This window comes from Photobacterium sp. GB-1 (genome assembly GCF_003026165.1).
Lineage (GTDB): Bacteria > Pseudomonadota > Gammaproteobacteria > Enterobacterales > Vibrionaceae > Photobacterium.
On record NZ_PYOB01000002.1, the window covers coordinates 13,825 to 27,082 of the forward strand.

At 38.3% G+C, this 13,258-nt stretch carries 14 protein-coding genes; 6 read left to right on the forward strand and 8 right to left on the reverse strand.

Going from position 1 to position 13,258, the window contains the following annotated elements:
* The first annotated feature begins 85 nt into the window (after positions 1-85).
* A complete protein-coding gene (locus tag C9J45_RS02740) occupies positions 86-841 on the forward strand; it encodes a siderophore-interacting protein (RefSeq protein WP_107259566.1) in 756 nt (251 codons plus the stop codon).
* Between the two features lie 96 nt (positions 842-937).
* Positions 938-1,183, forward strand: a complete 246-nt coding sequence (locus C9J45_RS02745; protein WP_107206338.1) for a hypothetical protein — start codon at positions 938-940, stop codon at positions 1,181-1,183.
* Between the two features lie 78 nt (positions 1,184-1,261).
* Here C9J45_RS02745 and C9J45_RS02750 read toward each other — a convergent pair whose 3' ends face one another.
* The 4 genes from C9J45_RS02750 to uvrY all read right to left on the reverse strand — a co-directional run bounded on the left by C9J45_RS02750 (position 1,262) and on the right by uvrY (position 5,020).
* Positions 1,262-1,588 (reverse strand): hypothetical protein, encoded by a 327-nt coding sequence (locus C9J45_RS02750; RefSeq protein WP_107292119.1) that lies wholly within the window; start codon positions 1,586-1,588, stop codon positions 1,262-1,264.
* 270 nt (positions 1,589-1,858) lie between these two features.
* Positions 1,859-2,416 carry a CDP-diacylglycerol--glycerol-3-phosphate 3-phosphatidyltransferase gene (gene pgsA, locus C9J45_RS02755; protein WP_005368388.1) on the reverse strand — a complete coding sequence of 186 codons (558 nt, stop codon included), beginning with the start codon at positions 2,414-2,416 and terminating at the stop codon, positions 1,859-1,861.
* Between the two features lie 109 nt (positions 2,417-2,525).
* Entirely contained in the window at positions 2,526-4,376 is a 1,851-nt protein-coding gene (gene uvrC / locus C9J45_RS02760; RefSeq protein ID WP_107246030.1) for an excinuclease ABC subunit UvrC, read from the reverse strand.
* Positions 4,376-5,020, reverse strand: coding sequence for a UvrY/SirA/GacA family response regulator transcription factor (gene uvrY, locus C9J45_RS02765; RefSeq protein ID WP_005368391.1), 645 nt, complete (start codon positions 5,018-5,020; stop codon positions 4,376-4,378). Before uvrY ends, uvrC begins: the two co-directional genes overlap by 1 nt.
* A gap of 908 nt (positions 5,021-5,928) precedes the next feature.
* Here uvrY and C9J45_RS02770 point away from each other — a divergent pair.
* From C9J45_RS02770 to C9J45_RS02780, 3 genes are read left to right on the forward strand one after another with little or no spacing between them, the layout of a single operon-like run.
* Entirely contained in the window at positions 5,929-6,480 is a 552-nt protein-coding gene (locus C9J45_RS02770) for an ECF-type riboflavin transporter substrate-binding protein (protein WP_005368393.1), read from the forward strand.
* A 2-nt stretch (positions 6,481-6,482) separates the two neighbouring features.
* The gene (locus tag C9J45_RS02775) at positions 6,483-8,177 is read left to right on the forward strand and encodes an ABC transporter ATP-binding protein (RefSeq protein WP_107259570.1); all 1,695 of its coding nucleotides are present in this window, start codon (positions 6,483-6,485) and stop codon (positions 8,175-8,177) included.
* Positions 8,178-8,179: 2 nt separating this feature from the next.
* A complete protein-coding gene (locus tag C9J45_RS02780; protein ID WP_107292120.1) occupies positions 8,180-9,022 on the forward strand; it encodes an energy-coupling factor transporter transmembrane protein EcfT in 843 nt (280 codons plus the stop codon).
* 85 nt (positions 9,023-9,107) lie between these two features.
* On the opposite strand, the gene lgt is transcribed toward C9J45_RS02780, so the two are convergent.
* Positions 9,108-9,908: a prolipoprotein diacylglyceryl transferase gene (lgt, locus tag C9J45_RS02785; protein WP_107292121.1), complete on the reverse strand. Its 801-nt coding sequence runs from the start codon at positions 9,906-9,908 to the stop codon at positions 9,108-9,110.
* A gap of 412 nt (positions 9,909-10,320) precedes the next feature.
* Here lgt and C9J45_RS02790 point away from each other — a divergent pair, with 412 nt between their 5' ends.
* Positions 10,321-10,566 carry a hypothetical protein gene (locus C9J45_RS02790; RefSeq protein WP_107292122.1) on the forward strand — a complete coding sequence of 82 codons (246 nt, stop codon included), beginning with the start codon at positions 10,321-10,323 and terminating at the stop codon, positions 10,564-10,566.
* A gap of 52 nt (positions 10,567-10,618) precedes the next feature.
* Here the strand turns inward: C9J45_RS02790 and C9J45_RS02795 are convergent, their stop codons facing one another.
* From C9J45_RS02795 to C9J45_RS02805, 3 genes are all read right to left on the reverse strand, one after another.
* Positions 10,619-11,524 carry a cation diffusion facilitator family transporter gene (locus tag C9J45_RS02795; RefSeq protein WP_107287096.1) on the reverse strand — a complete coding sequence of 302 codons (906 nt, stop codon included), beginning with the start codon at positions 11,522-11,524 and terminating at the stop codon, positions 10,619-10,621.
* A gap of 149 nt (positions 11,525-11,673) precedes the next feature.
* Positions 11,674-12,159: a DUF1456 family protein gene (locus tag C9J45_RS02800; protein ID WP_105059980.1), complete on the reverse strand. Its 486-nt coding sequence runs from the start codon at positions 12,157-12,159 to the stop codon at positions 11,674-11,676.
* 78 nt (positions 12,160-12,237) lie between these two features.
* Entirely contained in the window at positions 12,238-13,140 is a 903-nt protein-coding gene (locus C9J45_RS02805) for a hypothetical protein (RefSeq protein ID WP_233217617.1), read from the reverse strand.
* Positions 13,141-13,258 lie beyond the last annotated feature (118 nt).

The following is a 13,258-nucleotide window of genomic DNA, read 5'->3' on the forward strand; positions in this document are numbered from 1 at the left end:
CATATGCGTAAAAAATAGTAAATAAGATATCTTATTGCACAGCGCCTTGTTAATATAAATAAAAACCATTCTCAATTGGTGGCTCATGAATAACGAAGTAACAGTAATAAACAGCGAAACCATCACAACCAATATGCAACGAATCACTTTACAAGGAGAGTGCTTATCTGCATTTTCTAAGAATAGTGCAGGAAACTATATAAAATTACTTTTTGCTGAAAATGGCAGTACTGATATTAGTCTTGTGCCGAAAGGGCAACGACCAGTGATGCGTACCTATACGATTAGAAAATATATTCCAGAAGAAAATAGTATTGAAGTCGATTTTGTTCGTCATAATACAGATCAAGGCGATCACAGCTATGCCGCTAAATGGGCGAAGCAAGCATCATTAGGCGATAAAATTAGTCTATTAGGCCCGGGGGAAATTAAAGACCTCAATCATGATGCAGATTGGTTTTTTATGGTTGCCGATATGACCGCGCTACCATCATTAACGACAAAAATACAAAGGCTGCCAATAGATGCGAAGGGATACGCCGTTATTCAAGTTATTGATAAAGAGGATATACAGGAATTATCTAAGCCTGAAGATATTAAAGTGATCTGGATAACAGCCTCTGAATCGCTAGCAGATACTGCCACATCATTACCTTGGAAAGATGGCAAGGTTTCTGTTTGGTCAGCCTGTGAATTCGATACCATGCGTGAACTACGACAATATTTTCGCAATGAAAAAAACGTTGAAAGAGAGTTCATTTACATTAGCAGTTATTGGAAAAGCGGTGTGTCAGAAGATGGTCACAAAGACATTAAACGCCGAGATGCTATGAACATATGAAAAATATTTAACACTTATATAAGCAGCAAATGTACCGACGTTTTTAAAGTTATGAACTAGACTAATAAACGAAATCTACTGATAACAGAGGCATTTATGGCTACTCAAAAAACTAAAAGTTCAACGCATGAAAAAATGGAACACCGTTACGATGATGATGTAGAGCATAAACATAATAAAGATCATGAAGAATATCGCGGCCATGAACCCTCTCATGGACATCATATTCACGGTGGAACAGGAGCTGCACATAAAGGTACACATCACCACCATTATACCACTCACCACCACCATCATTATTATGGTCCTGTCACCATTATTAATAGTAACGATGAAGATTAGCTTGCCATTAAGACAAGAAATCAACATGCAGATTATATAATTTCAACAAGAAAGAGTGATAAATCTGCATGTTGAACATTAATGAGCATTATCTTTTATACACAGGTTAGGATCTAACGCTTGCTTATCAAAAGTAGGAAAATGAGGAGCTTGTAGATACCCCAAAGCAGCAAGTAATAAAAGTACGAAGGGAATTGATAAGTGCATAGCTAATACTAACCCAGCCAAAAATCCTGTTTTTACTTTCGTTGGTCGATAGACTTTTACGGCTTTAGGTGGAAAGCGCCCTTCACGAATTCCAGCGATAGCTCGCGGTATCAATATCCAACTCATCGTAAAAGCAAATAGTGGCACACCAACCATCACTAAATACCAAAAATAATCAGCGAGATTAAACCCAACCATTCAAAGCAATGTGGACGAGATAAACATCGTTAATAATAGGTATCAGCCAGATTGTATGAAGAAAGTAAATGACGCTCCCAACGAATACTCCAGCCAAGATCCGAACCGCTTTTTCTTTCTTTGAGTATTCTTGAGCATATTCCACTGCGCTGATCCCTCATCCTTAATCGTTTAATTTTCACTCAATATAACTAAGAGAGGGTGTATTAACAAATACTCGAGATATAAAAAAGGCCTGATTAATCAGGCCTTTTTCAAAAATAGGACTTACTAGTGATTTTCTGCGTTAAGCAAATCACCTTTGGCTGCTTTTAAATATTGCACCATTGACCAGTACGTTAATACCATTGCAACATACAAAGATACATAACCTAACCATACAACGTATTCATGCGGATGCCATAACAACAATAATAGAGCAAACATCTGAGAGGCAGTCTTCACTTTCCCTACCCAAGAAACGGCAACACTTGCACGTTTACCAATTTCTGCCATCCATTCGCGTAATGCTGAAATAATAATCTCACGACCAATCATAGTGACAGCAGGGATCGTAACCCATACTGAATGATAATGCTCAACCACGAGTACTAAGGCCGTTGCTACCATGAGTTTATCAGCAACAGGATCAATAAAAGCACCAAACCGAGTTGTTTGATTTAATTTACGAGCAAGGTAGCCATCGAACCAATCGGTGACACCCGCAACCCAAAAAATTAACGCTGTTGCAAAAGCAGACCACTCGTACGGCACATAAAAGGCAATAACAAAAAATGGGATAAGCATGAGCCGAACGAAACTTAAGATGTTAGGTATTGATAAACGCATAATATTATTCTTATGTTCAAAATCAGAGTTCAATCTACTTCCCTAGCCTACTCCAAAGTCTGCTTAGGTGCGAATTTATCAGTAAATTAAACCAAAAAAGTGCAGCGAACTAATTATGTTGCAATGCATCGACTATTTTTTCTGCTAAAGCAGGACTAATACCAGGTACTTTAGCAATTTCTTCTTTACTTGCTTTCTTCAGTTCTTGCATACCACCCATATATTTGAGCAACGCTTGACGTCGTTTAGGCCCAATACCTTCTACATCTTCAAGGCTACTACGCTTACGAACTTTTGCACGTTGGGCGCGGTGACCACTAATAGCATGGTTATGGCTTTCATCACGAATATGCTGGATCAAATGCAACGCTGGTGAATCACTTGGCATAGAAAACTCTTCGCCTGTAACAAAGATGAGCGTTTCTAAACCAGGCTTACGTGTCGTACCTTTTGCCACACCGACAAACAAAGGTCGTTTTGGCCAATCAGCAATATACGGCTTCACTACATCATACGCTGTTGATAACTGACCTCTACCGCCATCTATGAAAATTATGTCTGGAATTTTATCTAATTCCATATTTTTGCTGTAACGACGCTCCAAAACTTGTGCCATTGCTGCGTAATCATCACCACCCGTAATACCCGTTATATTATAACGACGATACTCTTGCTTTAATGGCCCTTCCTGATTGAATACAACACATGAGGCAACCGTTTTTTCACCCATAGTATGGCTAATATCAAAACATTCCATACGTGAAATCGGCTTTAAGTTTAAAGCTTGTTGCAGAGCAAAGAAACGCTCTTGTATCGTTAAACGGTGATTAATTTTGCTTGTCAGTGCGGTTTCTGCATTCGTCTTTGCCAATTTTAAATACTGAGCACGAGTTCCTCGTGGATTGTATTTAAAAATGATAGTACGCCCAGCCATTTCCGTTAACGCTTTAGCAATAGTTTCACCTTCTTCTCCCAGCGTTTCACTTAATAAAATGACACTCGGGATAACTCGACCTTCAACTTGGTTGAAATAGTATTGAGTAACAAACCCTGAGAGAACTTCTGTTAACGTTGCATCAATTGGCACTTTAGGAAAATAACTGCGACTACCTAAGATCTTACCTTGACGAATATATAAACCATGGATACATGCAAGCCCATTACTGTGCGCAATACCAATGACATCAATATCATCTTCATTGTCTTGGCTTACAAACTGCTGCTCTTGAATACGCCTTAGTGCTTGGATTTGATCGCGATATCGTGCCGCTTGCTCAAACTCTAACGCTTGGCTTGCTTGCTCCATTTTCTCAACCATAATGCTAATCACTTGGCGATCTTTACCCTGTAAAAATAATCGTACCAATTGCACTTGCTGTTGATAGTCATCATCGCTGATCAACCCTTCGACACATGGCCCAGAGCAACGCCCAATTTGATACATCAAACATGGACGACTTCGATTAGCATATACTGAGTCTTCACACTGACGAACCGGAAAGATTTTTTGCATAAGATGCAAGCTTTCGCGTACTGCACCTGCATCAGGATATGGGCCAAAGTATTCACCTTTGCGACGCTTAACACCGCGGTGAATCGACAAGCGTGGATGCTTGCTTGCACTTAGAAGAATATAAGGATAAGACTTATCATCACGCAGTAATACATTATATTTAGGTAAATACTGCTTGATATAGTTATGTTCAAGGATAAGTGCTTCAGTTTCAGTATGGGTTACCGTCACATCCACATTGCAGATATTTTTAACTAAAGCACGTGTTTTTTCACCCGCAACATTAGTTCGAAAATAACTAGAGAGACGTTTTTTTAAATCTTTTGCTTTACCGACATAAATAACCACACCAGTAGCGTCATACATACGATAGACGCCTGGCTGGTGTGTTACTGTTTTCAGAAAAGCTTGAGAATCAAAACTTTTTTCGTTTGGAACATCTGACACTATAACGTCTCTGTATCAAGCATTCCATGTCGAATGGCAAGATGCGTTAATTCAACATCACCACTAATATCCAGTTTGTTAAACAAACGATAGCGATAGCTATTAACGGTTTTCGGACTCAAATTTAATTGCTCCGAAATATCTGTTACCTTTTGTCCTTTCGTTATCATCATCATTATCTGAAGTTCGCGCTCAGAAAGCTCTTTAAAAGGATTCTCAGAATTTGAAGCAAATTGGCTTAACGCCATCTGCTGCGCAATTTCAGGTGAAATGTAACGCTGGCCACTATTTACCATTCTTATCGCATTAACCATTTCATCAGGTCCCGCTCCCTTCGTTAAGTAGCCCGCAGCACCGGCTTGCATGACTTTTGTTGGAAATGGGTTTTCGGTATGAATTGTTAAAACAATAATTTTTACATCGGGATTGAATCGTAAAATCTTACGGGTTGCTTCAAGTCCACCAATACCAGGCATATTCATATCCATAAGAATAATGTCGGCATGATTGCTACGGCACCATTTTACGGCTTCCTCACCACTGATGGCTTCTCCTACCACTTTAATACCACGGACATCTTCAAGAAGACGTCTAATCCCTGTGCGAACCAGTTCGTGATCATCTACAAGGAATACATTAATCAAGCTGTATCTCCAATGATTTGGCTCTGCACCCAGCCAGAATGGCAGGATAGCTACTACATAATTCTACCTTAACTTAACACTTCGCCAATTGCTGATTCTGTGTATCAGAGCAAAGTTTAGTATTAAGTTAAAGCTTGACAATAAGTTGTTTTATTACACGCTTCAAAATAAAGTGTGCACATTGATTATTTCCTATTTGGAAAAAAAAATAAAGCGGAAAATATAATATTTCCAATTAGTTATAATTATCAATCAAATAACAGTTTGTTACATCATTTATGATTTATAAAATTTAGAACTAATGCTAATTTCGAAATGACTTTTGCTCTCTCCACTCCATTGAGTGTAATTGATTATGTGATTTTTTTTAACTCGAATAGAAAAATAAGCGCAAAAAAACACCAATAACAAATGTACATCAACCTCTTAAATCTCTATGACTCCAGTTTTTACATCAAGATCCATAACCTATACAAACAACGAACACATTGTAAAAATCGCGTTTTATCTACTCTATAACGTATTGAAACATTGAATAAAATAACAGCAAATACTGACTAAATTTTAGTTTTGAATATTTATTTAAATAAAGTCGTTCATTCTTTAGACGTCTAGATGTAAAGCATTCCCATCGCTTACTTAATAGAGTATTATGTGCGCCGCTTTTGGTTCTACTCTTTTTTCGATATCTCGAACTCAGAAATTAGGCCGACACCGCTCTTGTTTTATAATGGATTATTCGCGTTGAGTGACAACATTTAGCATAACTTGCTATTGATTATCACCAACTTTGGCATGGCTGCTGAACCGGTGACATTTACTTAACCATAAAGCATACGCGAATCCAGTTTTTATATGTGTTGTTCAATATACGTTGAATAATTATCAAGAGTTTACAAGGTTTAGTTATGAGTCTTTCAGCCAAAACGGTTGTTCTGATTGCTATCGGTGCTGCACTTTACGGCATTGGGGGGTTACCTATGTTTGGTATTCCTGTTTTTGCAAACACAACTTTAAAGCCAGCCATGGCTGTACTGGCACTATTCGCTGTTCTATTTGGCCCATTAGTTGGCTTTCTTGTTGGTTTTATCGGCCACTGGGTAACAGATCTATTTGCCGGATGGGGAGTTTGGTTCACTTGGGTTTTAGGCTCTGGAATCGTTGGTATGATCATTGGCTTATATCCTAAACTCACCCGCGAACGCTTGGAAAAAGGCCTTTTTTCTAAACTTGATTTCACTCTATTTGTAGTGCTCGCATTCTTAGGTAATGTGATTGGTTATGGCTGCTCTGCCTTTTTAGACTCTATTCTCTATGCCGAACCTTTTGCCAAAGTCTTAGCGCAACTTGTCATTATTGCGGCAGGTAACACAACGTTAATTGCCGTTGTGGGACACTTTATTTTGACATCTGTTGCTAAACGTAAACAGCAAAGTTACAACCTCAAAGAGGCATATTAAGCATGGCTATTCAATTTACTGATTTTTCATTTAAATATTGGGCACTTGAAAAGCCAACATTAAAAAATATCAATCTCACCATTAACGCTGGTGAGAAAGTCGTGATTGTTGGCCCTAGTGGTAGTGGTAAATCAACATTGGGACAATGTCTTAATGGTCTCATTCCACATGCAATTAAAGGTGATTGCTCAGGAACACTCACCATTAATCAGCAAGATACTCAAAAAATGGGCCTTGACCACTGTACAAGTATGGTTGGTACAGTATTACAAGATACTGATGGTCAGTTTGTTGGATTAAGTGTCGGAGAAGACATCGCTTTTGCGCTTGAAAATCAAATGATCCCACAAAAAAAGATGCACGATATTGTTCAAGCAACGGCTGACATGATTGATTTGAACGCAATCATTGATCACTCACCATTTGATTTAAGTGGTGGTCAAAAACAACGAGTGTCACTTGCTGGCGTTATGGTTGATGATGTTGATATCCTCTTATTTGATGAACCTTTAGCAAGTCTTGACCCTAAAACAGGCAAAGCAGCAATAGAAATCATTGATAACCTGCATAAAGATACAGGCAAAACAGTGATTATCATTGAACACCGTTTAGAAGATGTGCTCCACCGTCCTGTTGATCGCATCATAATGATGAATCGTGGTGAAATTGTCGCAGATATGACGCCTGACGAATTATTAGCAAGTACGGTGCTTGAGCAGCACGGTATTCGTGAACCTTTGTATATTTCTGCTATTAAAGCGGCGGGGTGTACACTTTCAAAAGACGATCACCCCGCTTATTTCTCTACCCTTTCGCTAGATAAATTTAAGCCACAACTAGAGCAATGGTTTCATCAGGTGGCGCCAGTACAAAAGCCTGAGCTTAGCGAAGTATTATTGAGCGTGAAAAACTTGTCTTACTCCTATGATGGCGTAAAAAACACCCTTAATAATGTTAGCTTTAATGTCCATAAAGGTGAATTTGTCTCTATTATGGGAAAAAATGGTTCGGGCAAGTCAACCATCACCCGTTTAATCATGGGAGTATTGGAGCAAGATAGCGGTACTATTTCGTTAAACGGTAATGATCTCGCCAGTTGTTCTATCTTTGAACGCAGCCATAAAATTGGCGTGGTATTACAAAACCCCAATCATATGATTTCACACCACATGATTTTCGATGAAGTCGCATCTGGGCTTCGTAACCGTGGTGTTGACGAAAATACAGTAAAAGACAAAGTTAATCACATGCTTGAGCTCTGTGGCTTAGGTCGTTACCGTGAATGGCCGATTGATGCACTGAGTTTTGGCCAAAAGAAACGTGTAACTATTGCGACTATGCTTGTGTTAGAGCCTGAACTGTTGATCCTTGACGAGCCAACAGCAGGACAAGACTACCACCACTACACCGCAATGATGGCATTCATTAAAGAGCTTAATGAAAAGCTTGGTATTACCATCATTATTATCTCGCATGATATGCATTTAGTACTGGAATACACACAGCGCGCCATTGTTATTGCTGACAGCCAATTGCTAGCAGATGACAGTGTCTACCGTATATTTAGCCAGCCAACCCTACTTGATAAAGCTAACTTAACAGTGACAAGCCTTTACACTTTAGCTGAGGCTATGGGCATTACACGTATCGACAACTTCATCCGTTGTTTTATTGAGCACGAAGCAAAAACGAAATAATCATGAAAACCAATAAATTCAAATTTGGTATTAGTTATATTAATACCCATTCATGGCTACACTCGCTAAACGGTATTACTAAACTCATTCTCTTTATGGCTTGGGTTACCATGGTATTATTGACGTTCGATCTACGTGTTATTTGTGGATTGATTATTTTAGGTCTGTTCTTACTTAAAGAAACCAAAATACCTTTTAAGGTTTATAAACCGTTACTTATGGGTACAGCTGTCGTTTTACTGATGAACGCATTATTTATGTTCTTGATTGCGCCGCAGCAAGGCACCGATTATATGCACAGTAAAACCGTTCTGATCCATCTCTTTGGTCATTACGATATTACGCTTGAAACATTGTTTTACTTGTTAACAGTGACACTAAAATATTTCAGCATGTTCCCGATCGCATTGGTGTTTGTGTTCACCACTCATCCAACAGAATTTTCCGCTAGTTTAAATAAACTAGGTGTACCTTATCGTGTTGCTTATGCTGTGAGCTTAACTTTACGTTATCTACCAGAAGTGATGAAAGACTTCACCAACATTATGCATGCTCAACAAGCACGTGGTGTGGATATATCAAAAAATGCACCCGTGATGATACGTATCCGTAATGTAGCAAAGATTCTTGGCCCATTAATTTTTTCAAGCCTAGATCGTGCAGATGTCATTTCCAATGCAATGACTTTACGGGGTTTTGGTCGCAATAAAAAGCGTACTTGGTACAGTTTAAAACCAATGACTAAAAATGATTTCATTGCTTTAGTCATTATTGTAGCAATACTTGGTTTTGGTATTTTCCACCGCGTTGAATCCACCAGCTTATTTTGGTATCCGTTCCACTAATTACTTTAGTGTTGCATTATCAATTACCAGCAAAAAAAAGCCGATCATGAGATCGGCTTTTTAATATCTATACAAACTATAGTTTTTAACCTTGTGATTCTCGCGCTAATCGACGTGCTTTTTGACCTCGAATCACCAAGATAATACCAGCAATAATAAATGGAATACTTAACAGTTGACCTGTATTAAGCACCAAATCTGTAGAATAATCAGCCTGATGGACTTTAATAAATTCTAATAAGAAACGTACTGTCATCACTAATACTAAGAACCAGCCTAGTAGTAGCCCCTTATACTTTCCAATATCTGTTTTACGGTAAAGCGCAAACAATAAAACAAAGATGGCTAAATAAGAAAACCCTTCGTACAACATGACAGGGTGACGCGGGATCATATCAACACGCTCAAAAATAACTGCCCATGGAAGATTACTCGGTGTACCTAGAATCTCTGAATTAAAGAAATTACCCGTACGAACAAAGAAGCCGAACAATGCTGTTGCGATGGCTAAACGATCAAGTAACCACATGAAGTTAATTTTGTAGCGCTTAGTATAGAAGTAGACGGCTAGAATAACACCTAAACCACCACCGTGACTCGCTAACCCACCGTTCCATACCGCAATAATCTGGCCAGGGTTCGCCCAGTAATAGTCTGGATCGTAGAACACTACATGAAATAAACGCGCGCCAACAATAATACCAACGACGGCGTACATTAATAATGAATCTAAACTTTCTACCGGCTTATCTTCACGTTCATACACTGACTTCATAACTTGGAAACCAGCAGTAATTGCTAACGCAAATAACACACCATACCAATGAATCTTCAAGCCGAAGATTGACACCATAACGGGGTTTACATCCCAAACAAAATGTTCCAACGAGATTACCTTCTCAGTAATATAGTGTCCAAACAAGATGGACGACTTACAATAAGCACAGGTTATCAAGAAAAATCACTATGGTGAATAAACGTTAGCTTAATTTAAGTAAATTTAATCCTATCCGTCAGTTCATAACTATCTTTATGTCTGTTTAAAGCGAGATAGATAAACAAATTCGGCCTTTTTCTTACTCTTATAAAATGCATTGTCTGTCCGTGTCATTAATATTTCAACGTCATCATCATCGTGAGAAATAGCCGCACCAATAAAAAATGGTTATGCCGTTAACTCGTTAATTAAATTAATAATTATTGCGGCCACTCTTTTTCTAAATATAAACAACACATGAATATATCTGCTATAACTTATTAAGCGGCTCTTTTTATTACCATAAAAACAAGGACTGGTTATGATGAAGATTTTCGTTATCAGCTTATTTTTCTCATCCGCCTTACATGCTGCACCTTCATTACATCACCTCGATTACTCAATTGATTTCCATAATAAATACGGCACTGATGGCCTACTTATTTCAAGCCCGAACATTCAATTTATTTACAAAGAAATCGATAGACATTGCTATAAAATTGTCAGAGATCGTAGTGCTAGAATTTATTGTTCACAAGCTAATAATAAAAAGTGCTTATTGAAGTAGAGCTGCCTAAAATGCTTTAACTAAAAAACGTTTAAATCTTTAATCTAATAAACTACTGCTGTATACCGCAATGTTGATGCTTACTATCACATGCGTAAGATGATGCCTCAATTTGTACTGTCACATGTTCAATTTCAAAGTGATCATGAACATAATGTTTAATTTCATCAGGTAAACCTTGCCCCTCAACATACTCATCAACAACAAGGTGAACTGTCATGGCATTTTCAGTAGTACTCATCGGCCAAACATGTAAATCATGGAAAGTATTAACATGCGGCAACTCTGCTAAATAGGTTTTTAATGCTGATATATCAACGTTGTTCGGCACCGCATCTAATGAATAATTGATTGAGTCTTTTAGTAAGCTCCACGTACCGATTAAAATTATCACGACAATCGCTAAGCTCATCGCAGGATCTAACCAATCCCACCCAGTAATATTTATAATCAAAGCGGTAATAATCACACCAAGAGAGACTGCGGCATCACCCGCCATATGAAGGAAAGCCCCTTTCATATTTAAATCATGCTTTTGTCCTTTGGCAAATAACATCGCTGTCGCAGCATTGATGATCACACCAATAAAAGCCACCACCATCACCGTGGTACCAGCCACTGGACGGGGGTCAGAAAATCGTAGAACCGCTTCCCATGCAATTGCTCCAAGCGCAAACAATAATAATAACGCACTTGTTAATGAAGCTAATATTGTCACTTTACGGAACCCATAGGTTCGCTGCTCAGTTGCCGCTTTTTTTGCTAATGCAAAAGCTCCCCATGCCAAGACCAAAGTAACAACATCGCTAAGGTTATGCCCTGCATCGGCTAGTAATGCTAAAGAATCAGTAATAAAACCATAAGTCGCTTCTACAATGACATAAAGAAGGTTTAGTACAATCCCTATTGCAAAGGCGGAGTTGTAATTTGAAACATGGTGTTCATGTGAATGCGCCATTGGCCGTTTTCCTTAAATTTAATTTCTATTAATTTTACTCTTTCTAATAAAAATCACATGCAACCTGATATTACAGATGTAAAAAAAGCAGCCAACGCTGCTTTTTATCACTTTCGATTTATTGTGTTATATCTATAAAAACAACACGATTATTCGGCTTCAACCGTCGCAGATTCATCACCACGAAGGTTGATCTGTAATGCTTGTAAAAAGTTACGTAGCACCTGATCTTTACACTCACGGTAGTGTTTATGATCAAGCTTACGGAAAAACGCACTTAATTCATGCTTACTTAAACGGAAATCCACCAGCTTAAACAAATCTAATACATCATCTGCTTTTAGATTTAAGGCAATTTGCAGCTTACGGAAAATAATATTATTCGTTAGCTTTTGCTCTGGTACTGGTTGTGGACCTTCTTTCTTGCCACGCTTTTGATTGATAAAGCCGTTAAGAAACGTTGCAAATTCTTCATCTGAACAGCTTTTGTAATCGTCATTGTCTTCTGGCTTTAACCAGTTACATACTTGCTCACGAGTTACAGTTGCATCTGCTTGTGCAAAGATTTCAATTAGTTGGCTATCATTTAAATCAAAGATGTAGCGTACACGGCGTAAAATATCGTTATTAGTCACAGTTTTTCCAGTTTAGTAGGCTGCCCCTTCATGGGGATCACAGCTAAGTTTTGGCAGATACTAGCAGATGTTGCAGGGTTATTCACTTGCATTGATCAAAGATGACACATCTACCGTTGCTATCATTGCTTTAGTTAATGGGTTCTTCTCACTGGTAATTAAGAGTTTATTATCCTTATACCAATGCACAGCTTCCCACTGTGAATAAATTCTTAAACGCTTATATTTAGACGTTGACCAATCCAATTGATTGTTTTTCACTTTGACTAACCAAATAAAGGAATAACCTAAAAAGATGTCTTTACGATAGCCTAATAACGCTAGTGTTGAGGTCTTGGCGTTATAATCAGCACTCGTAATGAGTCCTTCTGTTAAATAATCCCCAACCGGTGAGACCGTCTGGCTAGATTGAGTCGTACTGAGTCGGTATAGCTTGGTATGCTCATTTTGCCAGTTTTTGCTAAATAGCCATAATTGATCACCCACAACTGTTATCGCTTCACTATCGAAATTATGTTGATACGTTTTACCCGGTTTAAAATCTTTAAAACGGTATCGAATAGTTGAAACAGGCGTGACTGACGAGCCTTTTTCAAGCGAGGTGAGTGGTACTTTATAAATCACACCTCCATCACGCCGTGTTGAGTTATTTCCTGTATCACCAATGTATAAATAGCGTTTACTCTGCGCTAAATCTTCCCAATCATAATTTTTACTGCGTTGAACCGTCACCGTTTTTGTGACTGTTTGAAAATTAGAAGACAGTTGATAAATCTGATTTCGGCTGCCGCTGTCATTATGTGACCATACATGCCCATTAATAATCGCCAAACCTGATGATTCATTTAAAACTTCAGGCAAATTTGCCAGCACATCAACGTCTAAAGGCTTACGTACTGAATACGTAGACGCTGAACTACAACCTGATAAACCGAGTAACACTACCATCAGATAGATGTTTTTTTTAAATATATCCGCCACTGACACTAACCTATTAAATTTAAAATGCGTGATGACTTAGCATGTTTTTATTACCATTAGCTTGTTATTGGAAACCACAAATATTGCCTCAAACTCGGCACAAATAGCACTTACCAAC

Excerpts from the sequence above, each read along its gene's own strand:
- C9J45_RS02740 (WP_107259566.1), top strand. The coding sequence starts at position 86 with ATGAATAACGAAGTAACAGTAATAAACAGCGAAACCATCACAACCAAT.
- C9J45_RS02745 (WP_107206338.1), top strand. The coding sequence starts at position 938 with ATGGCTACTCAAAAAACTAAAAGTTCAACGCATGAAAAAATGGAACAC.
- C9J45_RS02750 (WP_107292119.1), bottom strand. The coding sequence starts at position 1,588 with ATGGTTGGGTTTAATCTCGCTGATTATTTTTGGTATTTAGTGATGGTT.
- pgsA (WP_005368388.1), bottom strand. The coding sequence starts at position 2,416 with ATGCGTTTATCAATACCTAACATCTTAAGTTTCGTTCGGCTCATGCTT.
- C9J45_RS02770 (WP_005368393.1), top strand. The coding sequence starts at position 5,929 with ATGAGTCTTTCAGCCAAAACGGTTGTTCTGATTGCTATCGGTGCTGCA.
- C9J45_RS02775 (WP_107259570.1), top strand. The coding sequence starts at position 6,483 with ATGGCTATTCAATTTACTGATTTTTCATTTAAATATTGGGCACTTGAA.
- C9J45_RS02780 (WP_107292120.1), top strand. The coding sequence starts at position 8,180 with ATGAAAACCAATAAATTCAAATTTGGTATTAGTTATATTAATACCCAT.
- C9J45_RS02790 (WP_107292122.1), top strand. The coding sequence starts at position 10,321 with ATGATGAAGATTTTCGTTATCAGCTTATTTTTCTCATCCGCCTTACAT.
- C9J45_RS02795 (WP_107287096.1), bottom strand. The coding sequence starts at position 11,524 with ATGGCGCATTCACATGAACACCATGTTTCAAATTACAACTCCGCCTTT.